The organism is Streptomyces sp. NPDC001880 (assembly GCF_053594575.1).
The window spans coordinates 41,530-62,217 of record NZ_JBSFET010000005.1 but is presented as its reverse complement, the minus strand read 5'-3'; the positions used below and the strand labels follow the sequence as shown (position 1 = coordinate 62,217).

The window sequence follows — 20,688 nt, the reverse complement described above, 5'->3', positions numbered from 1 at the left end:
CCTTCCGAGTGGCCGGGTTATCCACAATTCCGGAGTTGTCCACCAAGATCCACAAGCCGGGACCGGACGCGTCAGAGTCGGTCCCGGAGGTGGTGCCGAAATGAACGCACGGGGGGCACTCGGGCGGTACGGCGAGGATCTGGCGGTGCGGCTGCTGGCCGATTCCGGCATGTCCGTACTGAAGCGGAACTGGCGCTGTCGTGCCGGTGAGATCGACATCGTCGCGATGGACGGCGACGCACTTGTGGTCTGCGAGGTGAAGACCCGCAGGGCGGGTGCGTTCGAGCACCCGATGGCGGCCGTCACGCCGGTCAAGGCGGAGCGGCTGCGGAGGCTGGCCGGCATCTGGCTGGACCGGCACGGCGGCCCGCCGCCCGGCGGGGTCCGGATCGACCTGGTCGCAGTGGTGCTGCCCAGGCGCGGGGCACCCGTCGCCGAGCATGCGCGGGGGGTGGCCTGATGGGGTTCGCACGCGCGTGCTCGGTGGCGCTCGTGGGTGTCGAGGGCGTGGTGGTGGAGGTCCAGGCGGACCTGGAGGCGGGGGTCGCCGCGTTCACCCTGGTGGGGTTGCCGGACAAGAGCCTGGTCGAGAGCCGGGACCGGGTCAGGGCCGCGGTGGTGAACTCGGGGGCCGAGTGGCCGCAGAAGAAGCTCACGGTGGGCCTGTCACCGGCCTCCGTGCCGAAGGGCGGCTCGGGGTTCGACCTGGCTGTCGCCTGTGCGGTGCTGGGGGCGGCCGAGCGGATCGATCCGGCGTCCATCACCGATGTGGTGATGATCGGTGAGCTCGGGCTCGACGGCAGGGTGCGGCCGGTGCGCGGCGTGCTGCCGGCCGTACTCGCGGCCGCGGAGGCCGGATACCGGCAGGTCGTCGTGCCCGAGCAGACCGCGGGGGAGGCGGCGCTGGTCCCTGGCGTCTCCGTCCTCGGGGTACGGAGCCTGCGGCAGCTGATCGCCGTGCTCTGCGAGGAGCCGGTGCCCGACGAGCGGGAGGCACACGGCGAGGGGCGCCCCGACACCATGCTGGCCGGGCTGATGGTGCCCGGAGCGGGCATCGGCACCGGGCTTGCCCGCGGGGCCGGGCAGGGAGAGGGCAATCCCCCCGATCTGGCGGACGTGGCGGGGCAGGTGAGGCCCCGCAAGGCTCTGGAGGTCGCCGCAGCCGGCGGCCACCATCTGCTGCTCTCGGGACCGCCGGGCGCCGGCAAGACCATGCTGGCCGAACGGTTGCCGGCGATCCTGCCCACGCTGACCAGGAAGGAGTCCCTGGAGGTGACCGCGGTGCACTCGGTGGCGGGCATCCTGCCGCCAGGGGAGCCGCTGGTCGCCCGGCCGCCCTACTGCGCGCCCCACCACTCGGCGACGATGCAGTCGCTGGTCGGCGGGGGCAACGGGCTGCCGCGGCCCGGCGCGGTCTCGCTGGCCCACCGGGGGATTCTCTTTCTGGACGAGGCGCCCGAATTCTCGATGCGGGCACTGGATGCGCTGCGCCAGCCGCTGGAATCGGGTCACGTGGTGGTGGCACGCAGCGCCGGGGTGGTGCGGCTGCCCGCCACATTCCTGATGGTGCTGGCGGCCAACCCCTGCCCGTGCGGCCGGCACAGCCTCAGCGGCGCCGGCTGCGAGTGCTCGCCGTCGGCGGTCAGGCGCTACCAGGCGCGACTCTCCGGGCCACTGCTCGACCGGGTGGATCTGAGGGTGCTCGTCGACCCGGTCAGGCGCGAGGACCTGATGGGACAGGGCGGCAGGGGTGAGTCGACCGCCTCCGTCGCGGCCCGGGTCCGGGAGGCCAGGGCACGGGCCGCGGACCGGCTGGCGGGCACCGCGTGGTCCTCCAACAGCGAGGTGCCCGGCCATGAGCTGCGGACCCGACTGGTCGCCGCGCCGGGCGCGCTCATGGAAGCCGAACGGGACATGGAACGGGGCCTGCTCACCGCACGGGGCCTGGACCGGGTGCTCAGGGTGGCATGGACGGTCGCCGATCTGCGCGGCGCCGACCGTCCGGACGCCTCCGACGTCGCGGTGGCACTTGAGCTGCGGACCGGGGTCTCGCGGGGCGCCCTGACGAGCACGGGGGCGTCATGACGGTGAGCGGTCAGGAGCGACTGGCGCGAGCAGCCCTGACCCGCATCATCGAGCCGGGGGACGAGCGCGGTGGCCGCTGGCTGCGCGAGTGCGGTGCCGTCGAGCTGATACGGCGGATCACCACTCCGGACGGCCCCGCGGAGCAGCTGAGCGGAATGACCCCGAAACGGCTCGCCGGGTACCGGCTGCGGGCGGAAGGCATCGACCCCGAGCAGGACCTCTCGGCGGTGGACGCGCTCGGCGGGCGGTTCATCTGTCCCGGGGACCGCGAATGGCCCAGCCAACTCGACGACCTCGCGGACGCCAGGCCGACCGGCCTGTGGGTGCGGGGGCCTCGCGATCTGCGGCTGTGGGCGCTGCGCTCGGTCGCCGTGGTCGGCGCCCGAGCCTGCACATCCTACGGATCGCACATGGCAGCCGGCCTCGGCGCGGGACTCGCGGAGCTGGGGTGGGTGGTCGTCTCGGGAGCCGCTTTCGGGGTCGACGGAGCGGCGCACCGGGGCGCGCTCGCCGTCGGCGGGGCGACGGCGGCGGTACTGGCCTGCGGGGTGGACGTCCCCTACCCCCGGGGACACGCCGAGCTGATCGGGCGGATCGCAGAACAGGGGCTCGTCATCGGCGAGTTGCCGCCGTCCGATCATCCCACCCGCAGCAGATTCATCCTCAGGAACCGGGTCATCGCCGCGTTGACGCGCGGAACGGTCGTGGTCGAGGCCGAATACCGCAGCGGTTCACTGGTCACCGCGCGCTGCGCACAGCGGCTCGGCCGCTTCACCATGGGCGTGCCGGGCCCCGCCACCAGTGGGCTGTCGGCAGGGGTCCATGAACTCCTGCGCGGAGAGGGCGTCCTGGTGACCGATGCGTCGGAAGTCGTCGAACTGGTGGGAGACATCGGCGAACTCGCCCCGGTCAGACGAGGCCCCGTGCACCCCCGGGACCTGTTGGACGCGGTGTCCGCCAGAGTCCTCGACGCACTGCCGTACCGGGGCTCCGCCAGCGGGCGGGAGGTGGCCCGCACCGCCGGAACCAGCGCCGACGAGGCGCTCGGCAGGCTGTACGAACTGCACTCACTGGGGTTCGTCGAACGGGATGGCGATGGATGGCAGTTGACGCCGCGGCCGACTTGCAATGGCGACGCGCGGCGAGGCGGTACTTGACCTGGAGCATTCGGGTGAAAAGGTGATGCAGATGACCTCGGCGGATCCTTCAGCGACGCCTCCGGGGCCGGCGCACGTGGCGACGGCCCCGGACCTCAGTCATGTCGGATCGGCCGGAATCGCACGGCGCCGATCCCTTATCCTGCGCGGACCGCGACGTCACAGTCACGCTACGCTCACAAGGATTCCGGCTCAGACATACGTCCCAGCACATCACAGCAGAACGGCTCAAGGCACCACATGCCCCAGCACACCTCCGGGTCTGACCGCGCGGCAGTACCACCGGCTGCGCGTGGCACTGTGCGCCCCCCTGCACCCTCCTCGCTCGACGAGTTGTGGCGTTCGTACAAGTCCACGGGCGACGAGCGGCTGCGGGAGCAGCTGATCCTGCACTACTCACCGCTGGTGAAGTACGTCGCGGGCCGGGTGAGCGTGGGTCTGCCTTCCAACGTCGAGCAGGCGGACTTTGTCTCCTCAGGGGTCTTCGGACTGATCGACGCGATCGAGAAGTTCGACATCGAGCGCGCGATCAAGTTCGAGACGTACGCGATCACCCGTATCCGCGGCGCGATGATCGACGAACTGCGGGCGCTGGACTGGATCCCGCGCTCGGTGCGCCAGAAGGCGCGGGCCGTGGAACGCGCCTATGCCACGCTGGAGGCGCAGTTGCGACGTACCCCTTCCGAGGCGGAGGTCGCCGCGGAGATGGGTATCGCGCTGGAGGAACTGCACGCGGTTTTCAGCCAGTTGTCGCTGGCGAACGTGGTCGCGCTGGAGGAGCTGCTGCATGTCGGCGGCGAGGGCGGCGACCGGCTCAGTCTGATGGACACCCTGGAGGACACCGCCGCCGACGATCCGGTGGAGGTCGCCGAGGACCGCGAACTCAGACGGTTGCTCGCCCGGGCCATCAACACGCTCCCGGAGCGTGAGAAGACGGTCGTGACGCTCTACTACTACGAGGGCCTCACCCTCGCCGAGATCGGCAATGTGCTCGGCGTCACCGAGAGCCGGGTCAGTCAGATCCACACCAAATCGGTGCTCCAGTTGCGCGCGAAACTGGCCGACGCCGGACGCTGAGCCCCGCTCGCGACCGCTGCCGGTCATGGCCGCTTCGGCCACGGACCAGGGCCGTACCCGCCCTCTCGGACACCGGTCGCCGTAGAGTGGACACGTGCCCAGGATTCGAGCGGCCTCGGTGGCCGAGCACCGGACCATGCAGCGCGGCGCCCTCCTGGACGCCGCACGCTCCCTGCTGTCCGAGGGCGGTACGGAGGCGTTGACCTTCCCCGCGCTCGCCGAACGCACGGGCCTCGCCCGGTCCTCCGTGTACGAGTACTTCCGCTCCCGCGCGGCCGTGGTCGAAGAGCTCTGCGCCGTCGACTTCCCCATCTGGGCGGCCGAGGTCGAGAACGCGATGGAGCAGGCCACCACGCCCGAGGGCAAGATCGAGGCCTATGTGCGCCGGCAGCTCGACCTCGTCGGGGACCGACGTCACCGGGCGGTCGTCGCCATCTCGGCGAGCGAGCTCGACGCCGGGGCGCGCGAGAAGATCAGGGCCGCGCACGGCGGGCTGATCGCCATGATCGTCGAGGCGCTCGGCGACCTCGGCCACGACCAGCCGAGGCTGGCGGCGATGCTGCTCCAGGGTTCGGTGGACGCCGCGGTGCGACGTATCGAACTGGCGGTGGCCGAGGAGCCGTCGGTCATCGCGGACACCGCCGTCACCATGATTCTCCGAGGTGTGCAGGGTGCACCGGACTGACGCGGCCGTCGCGTCGCGGCGACCGTGAGCAGAACGCCGGGGGCGGCGAGCCCGTCCCCGGTCCCCGTCGCCGATTGAGCGGACTCGGGCTCGGGCACACCGAACACCGGAAGCAGGCGGGACGGACCTCTGCGCAGCAGCGACGGCGGCAGCAGCGACAGCGGATCCAGATAGGTGTCACCGCGCCGCAGCCCCCAATGCAGACAGCCTGACGCGCAGTGGAAAGCCCCCGCCTCCACGACCGCCACCACCTGCCCCGCCACCACCTTCTCGCCCTTCGCGACGAGTGTGCGCACCGGTTCGTACGTGGTCCGCAGCGGCGGATCGCCGCTGTCGGCCACCTCGGTCGCCAGCACTCCGCGCCCCGCCACACGCCCTGCGAACGAGACCTGCCCCGAGGCGGCGGCGAGCACCACCGCACCCGGCTGTGCGGCGAGGTCGACGCCGCGGTGCCCTCGCCCGTAGGGGCCGGCCGGGGGCACCCATCCCCGTACGACCGAGGGCCGCCCCGCCAACGGCCAGGCCCGGTCGCCGACCGGCGCCGGTGCGGGGGCCGGTGCGGGAACGGGGTCGGGGGCCGGTGCCCGTGCGGTGGCGGCCGACGGGCCGCACACCACTGCCAGCAGGGCCACCACCGCCACCACGAGCATCTCCCGCAGGCGACGGGAAGCGGGCCCCGAGGCAGTGGCCGGACCGGTCGGATCAGGTGTGTTCGGATCAGTTGTGCTCGGATCGGTTGCGCGTCGCATGGCAGAACCGTCCCGCAGCCCCGTAATCCGCAGGGATCATGAACCGGATCTGTGGACAACCAGCCGGTTGTGGACAGCGCCGTCACCCGGCACCCGGGCCGTCCCGTACACTTCCTATGGCGATCCGGGTCACCGGGTCGACTTCGCACGCCCCGCCACCTCCCTCTCTGCGGACGGTGGCCGCGCTCCTCGGTCCCTCGTGGCACGGCGCGTCGGGGCGTCAGGCGCGACAGCAATCCTGCGGTCGCGACAACCGAGTACCTCAAGGAGTACGGCCATGGCCGTCGTCACGATGCGGGAGCTGCTGGAAAGCGGCGTCCACTTCGGTCACCAGACCCGTCGCTGGAACCCGAAGATGAAGCGCTTCATCTTCACCGAGCGCAACGGCATCTACATCATCGACCTGCTCCAGTCGCTGTCGTACATCGACCGCGCCTACGAGTTCGTCAAGGAGACCGTCGCCCACGGCGGCTCCATCATGTTCGTGGGTACGAAGAAGCAGGCCCAGGAGGCCATCGCCGAGCAGGCGACGCGCGTCGGCATGCCGTACGTCAACCAGCGTTGGCTCGGCGGCATGCTCACCAACTTCTCCACCGTCTACAAGCGCCTTCAGCGTCTGAAGGAGCTTGAGCTCATCGACTTCGAGGACGTGGCCGCCTCCGGCCTCACCAAGAAGGAGCTCCTGGTCCTCTCCCGCGAGAAGGCCAAGCTGGAGAAGACCCTCGGTGGTATCCGCGAGATGCAGAAGGTGCCGAGCGCCGTCTGGATCGTCGACACCAAGAAGGAGCACATCGCCGTCGGTGAGGCGCGCAAGCTCCACATCCCGGTCGTCGCGATCCTCGACACCAACTGCGACCCCGACGAGGTCGACTACAAGATTCCGGGCAACGACGACGCGATCCGCTCCGTCACCCTGCTCACCCGCGTGATCGCCGACGCCGTCGCCGAGGGTCTCATCGCCCGTTCCGGTGCCGCCACCGGTGACTCGAAGCCGGGCGAGAAGGCCGCCGGTGAGCCGCTCGCCGAGTGGGAGCGCGACCTGCTCGAGGGCGACAAGAAGGCCGACGCCGAGGTGCAGGCCTCCGCCGAGACCGAGAAGGTCGCGGACGCCGAGGCCGCTGCCGAGGCTCCGGCCGCGGACGCCGAGCAGGCCTGACACCCGTCACGGCTGAAGACGGCGGGGGCCGGTGCCACAAGCACCGCCCCCGCCGTTGCCCCGTAGATCTTTCAGACTTCGAGAGAGAAACACAGACTCATGGCGAACTACACCGCCGCTGACGTCAAGAAGCTCCGCGAGCTGACCGGCGCCGGCATGATGGACTGCAAGAAGGCGCTCGACGAGGCCGACGGCAACGTCGACAAGGCCGTCGAGGCACTCCGTATCAAGGGCCAGAAGGGCGTCGCCAAGCGCGAGGGCCGTTCTGCCGAGAACGGTGCCGTCGTCTCCCTCATCTCCGAGGACAAGACCTCCGGCGTTCTGCTCGAGCTGAAGTGCGAGACGGACTTCGTCGCCAAGGGCGAGAAGTTCCAGACCGTCGCCAACACGCTCGCCGCCCACGTCGCCGCGACCTCCCCGGCGGACCTGGCCGCGCTGCTCGCCTCCGAGATCGAGGCCGGCAAGACCGTCCAGGCGTACGTCGACGAGGCCAACGCCAACCTCGGCGAGAAGATCGTCCTGGACCGCTTCGCGCAGTTCACCGGCGGTTACGTGGCTGCGTACATGCACCGCACGATGCCCGACCTCCCGCCGCAGGTCGGTGTCCTGGTCGAGCTCGACAAGGAGAACGCCGAGGTCGCCAAGGACGTCGCGCAGCACATCGCCGCCTTCTCCCCGAAGTACCTCAACCGCGACGAGGTCCCGGCCGAGACGGTGGAGAACGAGCGTCGTGTCGCCGAGGCCACCTCTCGCGAGGAGGGCAAGCCCGAGGCCGCCCTTCCGAAGATCGTCGAGGGGCGCGTCAACGGCTTCTTCAAGGACGTCGTCGTCCTGGAGCAGGCCTTCGCCAAGGACAACAAGAAGTCCGTCCAGAAGGTCCTGGACGAGGCCGGTGTCACCCTGAAGCGCTTCTCGCGCATCAAGGTCGGCATCTGAGTCCGTCCGCGAACAACGGTGGACCCCGATAGGGTCTAGTGCAGTCGTCGGCCGCACTCACGCCGTACGACCGCAGATCTGACGAGGAGGCCATTGCCGCTGAGGGACACCAGACCCACCGGCAATGGCCTTCTTGGTATGTGCACGAGGAGAATCTCCATGAACAAGGGCGCGGACGCCGCAAAAGGTGACCACAAGCGCGACGACGGCAAGGTGGCCGGACGCTTCATGCTGAAGCTGTCCGGAGAGGCGTTCGCCGGTGGCGGGGGCCTCGGTGTCGACCCCGATGTCGTACACGCCATCGCCCGGGAAATCGCGGCGGTCGTCCGCGATGGCGCGGAAATCGCGGTCGTCATCGGTGGCGGCAACTTCTTCCGCGGCGCCGAACTCCAGCAGCGCGGCATGGACCGGGCCCGGTCCGACTACATGGGCATGCTCGGCACGGTCATGAACTGCCTGGCGCTCCAGGACTTCCTGGAGAAGGAAGGCATCGACTCCCGCGTCCAGACCGCCATCACCATGGGGCAGGTCGCGGAGCCGTACATCCCGCTGCGCGCCGTGCGCCACTTGGAGAAGGGCCGCGTCGTCATCTTCGGCGCCGGCATGGGGATGCCGTACTTCTCCACCGACACCACTGCCGCCCAGCGCGCCCTGGAGATCGACGCAGAGGCCCTTCTGATGGGCAAGAACGGGGTGGACGGGGTCTACGACTCCGACCCGAAGAGCAACCCCGACGCGGTGAAGTTCGACGCGCTCGAGTACAGCGAGGTTCTCGCCCGCGATCTCAAGGTCGCCGACGCCACCGCCATCACGCTCTGCCGCGACAACGACCTGCCGATCCTCGTCTTCGAGCTCACCGCCACCGGCAATATCGCCCGCGCGGTCAAGGGTGAGAAGATCGGCACGCTCGTGAGTGACCGGAGCACCCGGGTCTGAGGACCGGGGGACCTTCCCGGAGTACCACGGGAAGGTCCGGGCCCCCGGGGGAACCCCCGGTACCGGCCCCGAAGGATGGACAACGGCCTGCCGGTCGGACACCGTGCAGGTGAGGACGCGACGCAGGATCCGCCGGGCCCGGGCACGACGGGCCCACTCAAGACACGCAGGAGCACGTGGTGATCGAAGAAACCCTCCTCGAGGCCGAGGAGAAGATGGAGAAGGCCGTCGTCGTCGCGAAAGAGGACTTCGCAGCGATCCGCACCGGCCGTGCGCACCCCGCGATGTTCAACAAGATCGTCGCCGACTACTACGGCGCGCTGACCCCGATCAACCAGCTCGCCTCGTTCTCGGTGCCCGAGCCGCGCATGGCCGTCGTGACGCCGTTCGACAAGAGCGCGCTGCGCAACATCGAGCAGGCGATCCGCGACTCGGACCTCGGCGTCAACCCGAGCAACGACGGCAACATCATCCGGGTGACCTTCCCGGAGCTCACAGAGGAGCGCCGCCGCGACTACATCAAGGTCGCCAAGGGCAAGGCCGAGGACTCCAAGATCTCCATCCGCGCCGTGCGCCGCAAGGCCAAGGAGACCCTCGACAAGCTGGTCAAGGACAAGGAGTCGGGCGAGGACGAGGTGCGCCGCGCCGAGAAGGAGCTCGACGACACCACCGCGAAGTACGTCGCGCAGGTCGACGAGCTGCTCAAGCACAAGGAAGCCGAGCTGCTCGAAGTCTGATGAACGACTCTTCCTGGGGCGCCCCGCAGGGAGCCGGCCACTGGGGTGCGCCCGAGATGCGGGCTGCCCCGGCGGGTCCTGCTTACGATGTGCATGACGCCCAGCAGACTCGGCCCATGCCCATCGTGCCGGACGTTCCCGACGCAGGTAGAGACGCTGACGACCGTGATGACCGGGGCCAGGGGGCCGGACGCCTGAGCGGCGGCCCCCTGTTCCGTGACGAGAAGCCGCAGGAGCCCATGTCCACCGCGCCGCCGCCCCCGCAGAAGAAACGTGCGGGCCGTGACCTGCGAGCCGCTATAGGCGTCGGTGTGGGGCTCGGCGCCGTTATCGTCGCCTCGCTGTTCATCGTCAAGGCCGTCTTCGTCGGCGTGATCGCCGTTGCCGTCGTCGTGGGCCTGTGGGAGCTGACCTCCCGGCTCCAGGAGCGCAAGGGCATCAAGGCGCCGCTCGTCCCCCTGGCGGTGGGCGGCGCGGCGATGGTGGTCGCCGGCTACGCGCAGGGCGCCGAAGGCGCCTGGGTGGCGATGGCGCTGACCGCGCTGGCGGTGCTCGTCTGGCGGATGACCGAGCCGCCCGAGGGCTATCTCAAGGACGTCACGGCCGGTGTGTTCGCGGCCTTCTACGTACCGTTCCTCGCCACGTTCGTTGCCATGCTCCTGACCGCCGACGACGGGCCGCAGCGGGTGCTCACCTTTCTGCTGCTGACCGTGGTCAGCGACACGGGTGCGTACGCCGTCGGCTGGCGCTTCGGGAAGCACAAGCTCGCGCCGCGCATCAGCCCCGGAAAGACCCGGGAGGGCCTGTTCGGGGCCGTCGCCTTCGCGATGGTGGCCGGTGCGCTGTGCATGCAGTTCCTGATCGACGGCGGTTCCTGGTGGCAGGGGCTGCTGCTCGGGCTCGCGGTCGCGGTCAGCGCCACTCTCGGCGACCTCGGCGAGTCAATGATCAAGCGGGACCTCGGGATCAAGGACATGGGCACGCTGCTGCCGGGGCACGGCGGCATCATGGACCGGCTCGACTCGCTGCTGCCGACCGCCCCGGTGGTCTGGCTGCTGCTGGTGCTGTTTGTCGGCTCCGGCTGAGATCGCGCCGCTGACCTGGGATTTCACGAGTGAGGGCCCGCTGTCCACAGGACGGCGGGCCCTCACTGCTGCGTCTGCGACACTGGATGAACCATGCCTAAGCCCGGAGAACTCACTTTCGTCGCGCCCCGCGGAGCCAAGAAGCCGCCGCGGCACCTCGCCGACCTCACGCCCGCCGAGCGCAAGGAAGCCGTCGCCGCGATCGGCGAGAAGCCGTTCCGCGCCCAGCAGCTCTCGCAGCACTACTTCGCGCGGTACGCGCACGACCCGGCGGAGTGGACCAACATCCCGGCCGCGTCGCGGGACAAGCTCGCCGAGGCGATGTTCCCCGACCTGATGTCCGTGGTCCGCCACATCAGCTGCGACAACGACACCACCCGCAAGACGCTGTGGAAGCTGCACGACGGGACGCTCGTCGAGTCAGTCCTGATGCGCTACCCGGAGCGGGTGACGATGTGTATCTCCTCGCAGGCGGGATGCGGGATGAACTGCCCGTTCTGCGCGACGGGGCAGGCCGGTCTCGACCGCAATCTGTCGACCGCCGAGATCGTCCACCAGATCGTGGACGGGATGCGGGCGCTGCGCGACGGCGAAGTTCCCGGCGGCCCCGCGCGGCTCTCCAACATCGTCTTCATGGGCATGGGCGAGCCGCTCGCCAACTACAACCGGGTGGTCGGCGCCATCCGTCGGCTGACCGACCCCGAGCCGGACGGGCTGGGGATCTCGCAGCGCGGGATCACCGTCTCCACGGTGGGTCTGGTGCCCGCGATGCTCCGCTTCGCCGACGAGGGCTTCAAGTGCCGTCTCGCCGTCTCGCTGCACGCGCCGGACGACGAACTGCGCGACACCCTCGTTCCCGTGAACACGCGCTGGAAGGTGAGCGAGGTGCTGGACGCCGCGTGGGAGTACGCGGAGAAGTCCGGTCGCCGCGTCTCCATCGAGTACGCGCTGATCCGTGACATCAACGACCAGGCGTGGCGCGGTGACCGGCTCGGCCGGCTCCTCAAGGGCAAGCGAGTGCACGTCAACCTGATCCCGCTGAACCCCACGCCCGGTTCCAAGTGGACCGCCTCGCGGCCCGAGGACGAGAGGGCGTTCGTCGAGGCGATCGCGGCCCATGGGGTGCCGGTGACCGTGCGGGACACCCGTGGCCAGGAGATCGACGGAGCCTGCGGGCAGCTGGCGGCGGCCGAGCGCTGAGGCCGCTCATGGACGGGCCCGGGAGCCCGTGTAGCCTGGGCCCGAAATCAACTTCATATTCCGACAGGGGAGCGCCACAGCGCTGAGAGTGCGGCACCGAGGACAGGCTGGCCGCAGACCCTCTGAACCTCGCCCGGGTCATTCCGGGTAGGAAGTTCGGTCATCAACTCATGCTGTTGCGCCCTGCCCGCTTCGCCGCGGGCGGGGCCGCGTCTCTTCCTGGCCAAAACCCAGGAGGAATCCACAATGAGCACCACGCGCAGAACCCGGCAGCTCGCGGCATCGGCCGCCGCCGCCGCGCTCGGCGTCACCGCACTCGCCGGGTGCGGCAGTTCCGACGACCAGTCCTCCGGTTCCGGCGGTACCAAGGGCTCGGGCTCCAAGACCGTGACCCTCGTCAGCCACGACTCCTTCAACGCCTCCAAGGACGTACTGAAGGAGTTCACCGAGGAGACCGGCTACACGGTCAAGGTACTGAAGAGCGGCGACGCGGGTGTCGCGCTCAATCAGGAGATCCTGACCAAGGGCTCCCCGCGCGGCGACGTCTTCTTCGGCGTCGACAACACACTGCTCTCCCGCGCCCTCGACAGCGGGATCTTCACACCGTACGAGGCGAAGGGCATCGACCGGGTCGCGGCAGAAACCCGGCTCGACGCGGACGAGCACCGGGTCACCCCCGTCGACACCGGCGACATCTGCGTCAACTACGACAAGAAGTACTTCGCCGACAAGAAGCTCGCGCCGCCGCAGTCCTTCGACGACCTGGCGAAGCCCGCGTACAAGGACCTCCTCGTCACCGAGAACGCCGGGACCTCCTCGCCCGGCCTCGGCTTCCTCCTCGGCACCATCGCCACCTACGGCGAGAACGGGTACCAGGACTACTGGAAGAAGCTGGAGCGCAACGGCGTCAAGGTCGTCGACGGCTGGGAGCAGGCGTACAACGAGGAGTTCTCCGGCTCCGCGGGCGGCAAGAAGGCCAAGGCCGACCGGCCGCTCGTCGTCTCGTACGCCTCCAGCCCGCCCGTCGAGGTGCTGTACGCGAAGCCGCAGCCGGACGAGGCGCCGACCGGTGTCGCAACCGGGACCTGTTTCCGCCAGATCGAGTTCGCGGGCCTGCTGAAGGGTGCGAAGAACGAGGAGGGCGGCAAGGCCCTGCTGGACTTCCTGATCAGCAAGCAGTTCCAGGAGGACATGCCGCTCAACATGTTCGTGAAGCCAGTCGTCAAGGACGCAGAACTGCCCGAGCTCTTCACGAAGTTCGGCGCGACGGTGGACACGCCGGCGACCGTGGCCCCGGACCTCATCGCCAAGAACCGTGAGCAGTGGGTCCAGTCGTGGTCCTCGCTCGTAGTGAAGTAACGAAGACCCCGGTACGCGGACCGGCCGCGGGCGGGCAGGCGCCCCGCGGCCGGTCGGTCCGGCCGGCGCACGCGGAGGCCGCTCGTACGAGGAACCGGCGCGGGAGCGCGGTGCGGCTCGGCCTGATGGCCGTGCCCGTCGCGTTCTTCGCGCTGTTCTTCGCCTACCCGGTCGCCGCGATCGTCGGCCGCGGCCTGAAGGTGGACGGCGTCTGGCAGTTCGGCCGGATCGGTGAGGTGCTCACCCGGCCGGACATCCGCGAGGTCCTCTGGTTCACCAGCTGGCAGGCGCTCGCCTCGACCGTGCTGACCCTGCTGATCGCGCTGCCCGGCGCCTATGTCTTCGCCCGCTTCGACTTCCCCGGCAAGCAACTGCTGCGGGCGGTCGTCACAGTGCCGTTCGTCCTGCCGACCGTGGTCGTCGGGACGGCCTTCCTGGCGCTGCTGGGACGTGGCGGCTTGCTCGACGAACTCTGGGGCGTACGGCTCGACACCACCGTCTGGGCGATTCTGCTCGCCCATGTCTTCTTCAACTACGCGGTGGTCGTACGGACGGTCGGCGGGTTGTGGGCCCAGCTCGACCCCCGGCAGGAGGAGGCCGCCAGGGTGCTGGGCGCGGGACGGTTCGCCGCCTGGCGGCGGGTCGCCCTGCCGGCCCTCGCACCCGCGGTGGCCGCGGCCGCGCTGATGGTCTTCCTCTTCACCTTCACCTCCTTCGGGGTCGTGCAGATCCTCGGCGGTCCCGAGTTCTCCACACTGGAGGTGGAGATCTACCGGCAGACCGCGCAGTTGCTCGACCTGCCGACGGCCGCCGTGCTGACGCTGCTGCAGTTCGCCGCGGTCGGCGCGATCCTCGCCGTGCACGCGTGGACCGTACGGCGCCGGGAGACCGCGCTGAAGCTGGTCGACCCGGCGCAGACCGCCCGCAGGCCGCGCGGCGCCGGGCAGTGGGCGCTGCTCTGCGGGGTGCTGCTGACCGTACTGTTGCTGATCCTGCTGCCGCTCGGGGTGTTGGTCGAGCGCTCCTTGGACACCACCGGCGGGCACGGTTTCGACTTCTACCGTGCGCTGGCGTCCGTGGACGCGGGCGGCGGCACGTTCCTGGTCGCCCCGCTCGAAGCGATCTGGAACTCCTTGCAGTACGCGCTGGTCGCGACGGTCATCGCGCTCGTCGTCGGCGGGCTGGCCGCCGCGGCGCTGACTCGGCGCGCCGGCCGCCTCGTGCGCGGCTTCGACGCGCTGCTGATGCTGCCGCTCGGGGTGTCCGCGGTCACCGTCGGCTTCGGCTTCCTGATCACGCTGGACAAGCCCCCGCTGGATCTGCGGACTTCCTGGATCCTGGTGCCGCTCGCTCAGGCGCTGGTCGGTGTGCCCTTCGTCGTACGGACCATGCTGCCCGTGCTGCGCGCGGTGGACGGGCGGCTGAGGGAGGCGGCGGCGGTGCTCGGGGCGTCGCCGCTGCGGGCCTGGCGAGAGGTCGATCTGCCACTGGTGCGGCGGGCGTTGCTGGTCGCGGCCGGTTTCGCGTTCGCCGTCTCGCTCGGCGAGTTCGGCGCGACGGTGTTCATCGCGCGGCCCGACCATCCGACGCTGCCGGTCGCCGTGGCCCGGCTGCTGGGGCGGGCCGGGGAGCTCAACTACGGCCAGGCGATGGCTCTCAGCACCATCCTGATGGTGGTCTGTGCCGTCTCGCTGCTGCTGCTCGAACGTATCCGCACGGACCGGTCCGGGGAGTTCTAGAGATGCTGACACTGGAATCGGCCACGGTCCGCTTCGGCGAGCGGGCGGCGCTCGACGCGGTGGACCTGGAGGTCGCCGAGCACGAGATCGTGTGTGTGCTCGGGCCGAGCGGAAGCGGCAAGTCCACCCTGCTGCGGGTGGTCGCCGGACTGCACCCGCCGGACGGCGGCCGGGTGCTGCTGGACGGCGCCGACCAGGCCGGGGTGCCGGTGCACCGGCGCGGTCTCGGCCTGATGTTCCAGGACCACCAGCTCTTCCCGCACCGGGACGTCGGCGCCAATGTCGCGTTCGGGCTGCGGATGCGCAGGGTGTCGCGCCGTGACCAGGAGCGCAGGGTCGGCGAACTCCTCGACCTGGTGGGCCTGCCCGGCGCCGAACGGCGGGCCGTCGCCACACTGTCCGGCGGCGAGCAGCAGCGCGTCGCCCTCGCGCGGGCCCTCGCTCCGCGCCCCAAGCTGCTGATGCTGGACGAGCCGCTCGGCCAGCTCGACCGCGGTCTGCGTGAACGGCTCGTCGTCGAACTGCGCTCGCTCTTCGGGCAGTTGGGTACGACGGTGCTCGCCGTCACGCACGACCAGGGCGAGGCGTTCGCCCTGGCCGACAAGGTGGTGGTGATGCGCGACGGGCGGATCGCCCAGGCAGGCACCCCGATGGAGGTCTGGCAGCGGCCCGCCTCCGCCTTCGTCGCCCGGTTCCTCGGCTTCGACAACGTGGTCGGTGCGACGGTGACCGGTGCAGTCGCCGACACGGTGTGGGGCAGGGTGCCGGTGCCCGGGGGCTCGCCACAGGGGGAGTGCGATCTGCTGGTGCGTCCGGCCGGGGTCCGGGTCGGCGCCCCGGACGAGGGGCTGCGTTGTGTGGTCGGGACGCGTACGTTCCGGGGCAACCATGTCGCCGTACGGCTGATGCCGGAACGTGGTCCGGTCCTGGAGGCGGAGTGCGCGCTGCGGGACGCGCCCGAGCAGGGCGCGGCGGTCGGGGCGCGCTTCGACGCGGCGGAGACCGTCGTCCTGCCCGCCCGCTTCTGACCAGGGCGCGTTCACCGGACCGGACCAGCCGGGGGCCGGTCCCGGTCGCGGGATCCGGCCGCCGGCCGGACTATTGCCTGATGGCCCGGAGCGCGGCTCCGGCCGTCCCCGGGGTCCTCCGGCACGTCCTCGCGGGCAGCCCGGGGCCGCGCGGCAGATCCGGAACGACTCCGGGAAGGACAGGGACAATGACCGAGTCAGCACGCGAGGGCATCGACATCACCCGCATCCTCGACGCCCCGCGGGAACGGGTCTTCGAGGCCTGGACGACGCCCGAGCACTTCGCGGCCTGGTTCGGCGGTGACGCCGAGGTGCCGCTCGACCGGGTTTCGATGGACGTCAGGCCGGGCGGCGCCTGGAGCCTGGTCATGGTGGTGCCGGGCGCCGAGATGCCGTTCCACGGGGTCTACCGGGAGGTGGTGGCCCCCGAGCGGCTCGTGCTCACGATGAAGGACGCCTCCGCGCCCGCCGACATCGAGGGCGAGATCGTCACCGCCACCTTCACCGACCGCGGCGGCAGGACCACCGAGCTGGTCTTCCAGCAGCGCGGCGGCAACCTCACGCCCGAGCAGTACGCGGCGGCGGAGGACGGCTGGGAGGCCTTCTTCGACGCGCTGGTGGCCCGGCTCGCGTCCTCCTGAACCGGCCGCTGCACCGCCGCCGGTCCGGAGGCGCGCGTCCTCAGACCGTCAGCGGCAGTGCCGCCAGCTTCGCGATCAGCCAGGTCAGCGGGGCGAAGACGAGCAGCAGCGCGACGGCGCGCAGGGCCGTAGCGACCCGCAGTGCCGACTCCGGGGCGCCGAGCCGCAGCAACGCCTGCGAGGTCTGCGCGCGCGCCTGCCTGGCCTCCAGGGCCGAGGTCAGCAGCGTCGCCGTCGTGCAGCCGAGAACGAGCACCGCGCCCAGCGCCGTGAGCGGGCCGAAGGGGTGCGCGTCCGCCCCGTACAGCGCGTAGCCCGCGACGGCCGCGGTGAGCACCGCGCAGACCACGCCGAGCGGCCGGCCGATCCGGCGCGACTCGTCCATCAGCACCCGGCCGGCCAGCAGGCGTACGGCGCCGGGGCGCGCCGCCTGCAGCAGCCGCCCGCACAGATGGGCCAGGCCCGGCCCCGCCACGGCCAGCCCGACCGCCGCCAGCGTCCACCCCACCAGCACCCCGGCCGGGGTGGCGTCGAGCCCGCCGGGCAGCGGGAGCAGGCTGCGACCGTCGCCCCGGCTCATGTACGCCTCGACGGCGAGACCGACCGAGGTCAGCGCCACGCCCCACGGCAGCCCCGTCGGGGGCGCCGCCGGATCGGGTGCTTCCGGTTCCGTCAGTACCTCCGTGGAGCTGTCGTCCGGGGCCGCGGTCGAGACCGGCTCGGCGCGCAGCGCGAGCGCGCTCGCGCTCGCCGCGCCCACCGGGACCAGGGCCAGCAGCACGAGCACGGCGGCGAGCGGCAGCGGGGCTTCGGCGTCGAGCATTCCGGCCGCCGCGCCGTCGAACGGCAGCCCGGTCAGATCACCGCGCAGATGCAGGAAGAACAGCAGCGCCACCAGCGACCCGAGGGTGCAGGAGACGGCGGTGGAGACCGCGGCGAGCACGGCGAGCCGGACCGGCCCGAGGCCCACGGCGGACAGCCCGGAACGCGGCCGGGTGCTCGGGTCAGTACGGGCCACCGCGACCGCGAACTGCACGGTGGCGGCGAGCGGCACGAAGCACCACAACAGGCGCAGCAAGGCCCCGGTGGAGTGCGCCGGGTGCCCCGACGCGTAGCTCAGGACGCACAGCAGGAGGAAGCCGACTCCGGCGGAGGCGGCGGCGACCAGCAGCCGCCGCAGCAGGACCAGCGGATGGGAACCCCGGGCTAGACGGAGAGCGAGCACGCCGCGCGGCCCTCCGTATCGGATACGGAGGGCAGGGCGACGGTGGCGACGCGGCGGCCGTCCAGCAGCGGGACCGTGCGGTCGGCGAGGGCGGCGATCTCCGGGTCGTGGGTGGCGAGCACGATTGTGATGCCGTGCGAACGGGCCGCGCTGGTGAGGGTGCGCAGTACATGGGTCCGGTCGCTGCGGTGCAGGGTCGCGGTCGGCTCGTCGGCGAAGATCACCGCGGGGGCGGCGGCCAGGGCGCGGGCCACGGCGATCCGCTGGCGCTCTCCCTGGAGCAGGGTGTGCGGTCGCTGCCGGGCGCAGGCACCGATGTCGAGCCGCTCCAGCCACTCCAGGGCGGCCTTCTTCGCCTCCCGGCGCGGGGCGCCGCGCAGCAGCAGTGGAAGGGCCGTATTCTCCCAGGTGTTCAGCTCGGGCACCAGCTGGGGCTCGGGGGCGATCCAGCCGAACCGGTCGCGGCGCAGCCGTTCGCGCAGTCGGGGCCCCATGGTGTGGACGGGGACGCTGTTGAACCACACCTCGCCCTGTTCGGGCACCAGCTGACCGGACAGGCAGTGCAGCAGGGTCGTCTTGCCGCAGCCCCGGGGGCCGGTCACGGCGAGGATCTCGCCGTCACGGACACCCAGGGAGACGCCGCCGAGCGCGGGTGAGCCGTTGTGGGAATGGTGCAGGGAGCGCGCCCAGATCACGTCGTTGTCCGGCGGGGCCACCATGGCGTACACCTCGGTTCAGATCGTAATTCCCGTCCCCCGTACGGGGGAACGAAGAGAAGGCCGATCGGTCACTCGGCACCGTAAGGATTCGAACCGCGGTGTGCGCACAGCACACGGCCCGGGTGCGTCCCTTCCCACTCGAATGGGCGCATCCGGGCCGTGTGGACCGTATGAGGATGACGGCTGGAAGCCGGTCGATCAGTGGTCAAGCGATGGCGGGCCGGAAGGCCGTCCGACCGGCGGCCGATCCGTGGTCGGCCGGCCGGTCGTCGCACCGGTCAGAGCTTGGTCCATGCCTCCGTGAGGACGGTGCGCAGGATGCCCTCGATCTCGTCGAACGTCGACTGGTCGGAGACCAGCGGCGGCGCGAGCTGGACGACCGGGTCGCCGCGGTCGTCGGCCCGGCAGTACAGGCCGTTGTCGTACAGCGCCTTGGAGAGGAAGCCGTACAGTACGCGCTCGGTCTCCTCGTCGGTGAAGGTCTCCTTGGTGGCCTTGTCCTTCACCAGCTCGATGCCGTAGAAGAAGCCGTTGCCGCGGACGTCGCCGACGATCGGCAGGTCGAGCAGCTTCTGCAGCGTCGTGAAGAAGGCGTTCTCGTTGTCCAGGACGTGCTGGTTGAGGCCCTCGCGCTCGAAGATGTCGAGGTTGGCGAGGCCGACCGCGGCGGAGACCGGGTGGCCACCGAAGGTGTAGCCGTGCAGGAAGGTGTTGTCACCGTCGTAGAACGGCGCGGCGACGCGGTCCGAGACGATGCAGGCACCGATCGGGGAGTAGCCCGAGGTCATGCCCTTGGCGCAGGTGATCATGTCCGGCACGTAGCCGAACTTGTCGCAGGCGAACATCGTGCCGAGGCGGCCGAAGGCGCAGATGACCTCGTCGGAGACGAGCAGCACGTCGTACTTGTCGCAGATCTCGCGGACGCGCTGGAAGTATCCGGGCGGCGGCGGGAAGCAGCCACCGGCGTTCTGCACCGGCTCCAGGAAGACCGCGGCGACGGTCTCCGGGCCCTCGAAGAGGATCTCCTGCTCGATCTGGTCGGCGGCCCAGCGGCCGAAGGCCTCGGGGTCGTCGCCGTGGATCGGGGCGCGGTAGATGTTGGTGTTCGGCACCTTGTGCGTGCCGGGGACCAGCGGCTCGAAGGGCGCCTTCAGGGCCGGCAGGCCGGTGATGGACAGGGCGCCCTGCGGGGTGCCGTGGTAGGCGACCGCACGCGAGATGACCTTGTACTTGGTCGGCTTGCCCTGGAGCTTGAAGTACTGCTTGGCCAGCTTCCAGGCGGTCTCCACGGCCTCGCCGCCACCGGTGGTGAAGAAGACCTTGTTGAGGTCGCCCGGCGCGTAGTCGGCCAGACGCTCGGCAAGCTCGACGGCCTTCGGGTGGGCGTAGGACCACACCGGGAAGAAGCCCAGTTCCTGGCCCTGCTTGTAGGCCGCCTCGGCGAGCTCGTGACGGCCGTGACCGGCGTTGACCACGAACAGGCCGGAGAGGCCGTCCAGGTAACGCTTGCCCTGGTCGTCGAAGATGTAGGTGCCCTCGCCACGCACGATGGTGGGAACGGGCGCGTTCTCGTAGTCCGACATGCGGGTGAAGTGCATCCACAGGTGGTCGTACGCGGTTCGGCTGAGGTCCTTGCTCACGGCTATCGGGTTCCCCACATATAGGTCTGCTTCTTGAGCTTCAGGTACACAAAGCTCTCGGTGGAGCGCACACCGGGGAGGGCCCGGATGCGTTTGTTGATCGTTTCCAGCAGGTGGTCGTCGTCCTCGCAGACGATCTCCACCATCAGGTCGAAGGAGCCCGCGGTCATCACCACGTACTCGCACTCGGCCATGGCCGACAGCGCTTCCGCGACGGGATCGAGGTCGCCCTCGACATTGATGCCGACCATCGCCTGCCGCCGGAACCCCACGGTGAGGGGGTCGGTGACGGCGACGATCTGCATCACGCCCTGATCGAGCAGCTTCTGGACGCGCTGCCGCACGGCCGCCTCGGAGAGGCCGACGGCCTTGCCTATCGCGGCGTACGGACGGCGTCCGTCCTCCTGGAGCTGCTCGATGATTGCAAGGGAGACGGCATCGACCGCTGGGGACGATCCGCTCCCGGTCCTGGAGTCTGCGCTGCGACTGGCCACGCCTCCACTGTGCACCGGGACCCGTCGGTCTTGCAACCCC

The 20,688-nt window shown here is 70.6% G+C and carries 19 protein-coding genes and 1 pseudogene; 15 read left to right on the top strand and 5 right to left on the bottom strand.

Translation table 11 applies throughout. The features are described from left to right. The first annotated feature begins 100 nt into the window (after positions 1 to 100). From ACWCQ6_RS04770 to ACWCQ6_RS04750, 5 genes are all read left to right on the top strand, one after another. Positions 101 to 460 (top strand): YraN family protein, encoded by a 360-nt coding sequence (locus ACWCQ6_RS04770; RefSeq protein ID WP_451085447.1) that lies wholly within the window; start codon positions 101 to 103, stop codon positions 458 to 460. Then, on the top strand, positions 460 to 2,085 hold the full coding sequence (locus ACWCQ6_RS04765) for a YifB family Mg chelatase-like AAA ATPase (protein WP_451085445.1): 1,626 nt from the start codon (positions 460 to 462) through the stop codon (positions 2,083 to 2,085). The genes ACWCQ6_RS04770 and ACWCQ6_RS04765 overlap by 1 nt, the downstream gene beginning before the upstream one ends. Continuing rightward, positions 2,082 to 3,242 carry a DNA-processing protein DprA gene (dprA, locus tag ACWCQ6_RS04760; RefSeq protein WP_451085443.1) on the top strand — a complete coding sequence of 387 codons (1,161 nt, stop codon included), beginning with the start codon at positions 2,082 to 2,084 and terminating at the stop codon, positions 3,240 to 3,242. The genes ACWCQ6_RS04765 and dprA overlap by 4 nt, the downstream gene beginning before the upstream one ends. Positions 3,243 to 3,482: 240 nt before the next feature. Next, complete coding sequence (gene whiG, locus ACWCQ6_RS04755) at positions 3,483 to 4,319, top strand: RNA polymerase sigma factor WhiG (RefSeq protein WP_329815051.1); 837 nt, start codon at positions 3,483 to 3,485, stop codon at positions 4,317 to 4,319. Between the two features lie 118 nt (positions 4,320 to 4,437). After that, a complete protein-coding gene (locus ACWCQ6_RS04750) occupies positions 4,438 to 5,004 on the top strand; it encodes a TetR/AcrR family transcriptional regulator (RefSeq protein WP_451085626.1) in 567 nt (188 codons plus the stop codon). A 221-nt stretch (positions 5,005 to 5,225) separates the two neighbouring features. Here the strand turns inward: ACWCQ6_RS04750 and ACWCQ6_RS04745 are convergent. After that, positions 5,226 to 5,654, bottom strand: a pseudogene (locus tag ACWCQ6_RS04745) (peptidoglycan DD-metalloendopeptidase family protein); the annotation flags it as partial. 376 nt (positions 5,655 to 6,030) lie between these two features. Here ACWCQ6_RS04745 and rpsB point away from each other — a divergent pair. The 10 genes from rpsB to ACWCQ6_RS04695 all read left to right on the top strand — a co-directional run bounded on the left by rpsB (position 6,031) and on the right by ACWCQ6_RS04695 (position 16,570). Then, positions 6,031 to 6,909, top strand: coding sequence for a 30S ribosomal protein S2 (rpsB, locus tag ACWCQ6_RS04740; protein WP_451085440.1), 879 nt, complete (start codon positions 6,031 to 6,033; stop codon positions 6,907 to 6,909). Between the two features lie 99 nt (positions 6,910 to 7,008). Continuing rightward, the gene (gene tsf, locus ACWCQ6_RS04735) at positions 7,009 to 7,845 is read left to right on the top strand and encodes a translation elongation factor Ts (RefSeq protein ID WP_451085438.1); all 837 of its coding nucleotides are present in this window, start codon (positions 7,009 to 7,011) and stop codon (positions 7,843 to 7,845) included. A gap of 159 nt (positions 7,846 to 8,004) precedes the next feature. After that, the gene (gene pyrH / locus ACWCQ6_RS04730; protein WP_189545913.1) at positions 8,005 to 8,781 is read left to right on the top strand and encodes a UMP kinase; all 777 of its coding nucleotides are present in this window, start codon (positions 8,005 to 8,007) and stop codon (positions 8,779 to 8,781) included. 179 nt (positions 8,782 to 8,960) lie between these two features. Next, on the top strand, positions 8,961 to 9,518 hold the full coding sequence (gene frr / locus ACWCQ6_RS04725) for a ribosome recycling factor (protein ID WP_397803143.1): 558 nt from the start codon (positions 8,961 to 8,963) through the stop codon (positions 9,516 to 9,518). Then, positions 9,518 to 10,603, top strand: coding sequence for a phosphatidate cytidylyltransferase (locus ACWCQ6_RS04720; RefSeq protein WP_451085435.1), 1,086 nt, complete (start codon positions 9,518 to 9,520; stop codon positions 10,601 to 10,603). Before frr ends, ACWCQ6_RS04720 begins: the two co-directional genes overlap by 1 nt. A gap of 93 nt (positions 10,604 to 10,696) precedes the next feature. Continuing rightward, complete coding sequence (gene rlmN / locus ACWCQ6_RS04715) at positions 10,697 to 11,803, top strand: 23S rRNA (adenine(2503)-C(2))-methyltransferase RlmN (protein WP_451085433.1); 1,107 nt, start codon at positions 10,697 to 10,699, stop codon at positions 11,801 to 11,803. A gap of 246 nt (positions 11,804 to 12,049) precedes the next feature. Continuing rightward, complete coding sequence (locus ACWCQ6_RS04710) at positions 12,050 to 13,162, top strand: thiamine ABC transporter substrate-binding protein (RefSeq protein ID WP_451085431.1); 1,113 nt, start codon at positions 12,050 to 12,052, stop codon at positions 13,160 to 13,162. 125 nt (positions 13,163 to 13,287) lie between these two features. Next, positions 13,288 to 14,901 carry an ABC transporter permease gene (locus tag ACWCQ6_RS04705; protein ID WP_451085429.1) on the top strand — a complete coding sequence of 538 codons (1,614 nt, stop codon included), beginning with the start codon at positions 13,288 to 13,290 and terminating at the stop codon, positions 14,899 to 14,901. Positions 14,902 to 14,903: 2 nt separating this feature from the next. Next, entirely contained in the window at positions 14,904 to 15,929 is a 1,026-nt protein-coding gene (locus ACWCQ6_RS04700) for an ABC transporter ATP-binding protein (protein ID WP_451085427.1), read from the top strand. Positions 15,930 to 16,117: 188 nt separating this feature from the next. Beyond that, entirely contained in the window at positions 16,118 to 16,570 is a 453-nt protein-coding gene (locus tag ACWCQ6_RS04695) for an SRPBCC family protein (RefSeq protein WP_451085425.1), read from the top strand. 40 nt (positions 16,571 to 16,610) lie between these two features. On the opposite strand, the gene ACWCQ6_RS04690 is transcribed toward ACWCQ6_RS04695, so the two are convergent. The 4 genes from ACWCQ6_RS04690 to ACWCQ6_RS04675 form a co-directional block, all read right to left on the bottom strand. After that, positions 16,611 to 17,795 (bottom strand): hypothetical protein, encoded by a 1,185-nt coding sequence (locus ACWCQ6_RS04690; protein ID WP_451085423.1) that lies wholly within the window; start codon positions 17,793 to 17,795, stop codon positions 16,611 to 16,613. Continuing rightward, positions 17,777 to 18,514: an ABC transporter ATP-binding protein gene (locus tag ACWCQ6_RS04685; RefSeq protein WP_451085421.1), complete on the bottom strand. Its 738-nt coding sequence runs from the start codon at positions 18,512 to 18,514 to the stop codon at positions 17,777 to 17,779. Before ACWCQ6_RS04685 ends, ACWCQ6_RS04690 begins: the two co-directional genes overlap by 19 nt. Before the next feature lie 278 nt (positions 18,515 to 18,792). Continuing rightward, a complete protein-coding gene (locus ACWCQ6_RS04680) occupies positions 18,793 to 20,172 on the bottom strand; it encodes an aspartate aminotransferase family protein (protein ID WP_451085419.1) in 1,380 nt (459 codons plus the stop codon). Next, on the bottom strand, positions 20,157 to 20,663 hold the full coding sequence (locus ACWCQ6_RS04675) for an Lrp/AsnC family transcriptional regulator (protein WP_451085624.1): 507 nt from the start codon (positions 20,661 to 20,663) through the stop codon (positions 20,157 to 20,159). The genes ACWCQ6_RS04680 and ACWCQ6_RS04675 overlap by 16 nt, the downstream gene beginning before the upstream one ends. Positions 20,664 to 20,688: the final 25 nt, after the last annotated feature.

Bases quoted from the DNA above. Each gene is read 5' to 3' on its own strand.
- ACWCQ6_RS04770 (WP_451085447.1), top strand. From the start codon at position 101: ATGAACGCACGGGGGGCACTCGGGCGGTACGGCGAGGATCTGGCGGTG.
- ACWCQ6_RS04765 (WP_451085445.1), top strand. From the start codon at position 460: ATGGGGTTCGCACGCGCGTGCTCGGTGGCGCTCGTGGGTGTCGAGGGC.
- dprA (WP_451085443.1), top strand. From the start codon at position 2,082: ATGACGGTGAGCGGTCAGGAGCGACTGGCGCGAGCAGCCCTGACCCGC.
- whiG (WP_329815051.1), top strand. From the start codon at position 3,483: ATGCCCCAGCACACCTCCGGGTCTGACCGCGCGGCAGTACCACCGGCT.
- rpsB (WP_451085440.1), top strand. From the start codon at position 6,031: ATGGCCGTCGTCACGATGCGGGAGCTGCTGGAAAGCGGCGTCCACTTC.
- tsf (WP_451085438.1), top strand. From the start codon at position 7,009: ATGGCGAACTACACCGCCGCTGACGTCAAGAAGCTCCGCGAGCTGACC.
- pyrH (WP_189545913.1), top strand. From the start codon at position 8,005: ATGAACAAGGGCGCGGACGCCGCAAAAGGTGACCACAAGCGCGACGAC.
- ACWCQ6_RS04720 (WP_451085435.1), top strand. From the start codon at position 9,518: ATGAACGACTCTTCCTGGGGCGCCCCGCAGGGAGCCGGCCACTGGGGT.
- rlmN (WP_451085433.1), top strand. From the start codon at position 10,697: ATGCCTAAGCCCGGAGAACTCACTTTCGTCGCGCCCCGCGGAGCCAAG.
- ACWCQ6_RS04710 (WP_451085431.1), top strand. From the start codon at position 12,050: ATGAGCACCACGCGCAGAACCCGGCAGCTCGCGGCATCGGCCGCCGCC.
- ACWCQ6_RS04705 (WP_451085429.1), top strand. From the start codon at position 13,288: ATGGCCGTGCCCGTCGCGTTCTTCGCGCTGTTCTTCGCCTACCCGGTC.
- ACWCQ6_RS04700 (WP_451085427.1), top strand. From the start codon at position 14,904: ATGCTGACACTGGAATCGGCCACGGTCCGCTTCGGCGAGCGGGCGGCG.
- ACWCQ6_RS04695 (WP_451085425.1), top strand. From the start codon at position 16,118: ATGACCGAGTCAGCACGCGAGGGCATCGACATCACCCGCATCCTCGAC.
- ACWCQ6_RS04685 (WP_451085421.1), bottom strand. From the start codon at position 18,514: ATGGTGGCCCCGCCGGACAACGACGTGATCTGGGCGCGCTCCCTGCAC.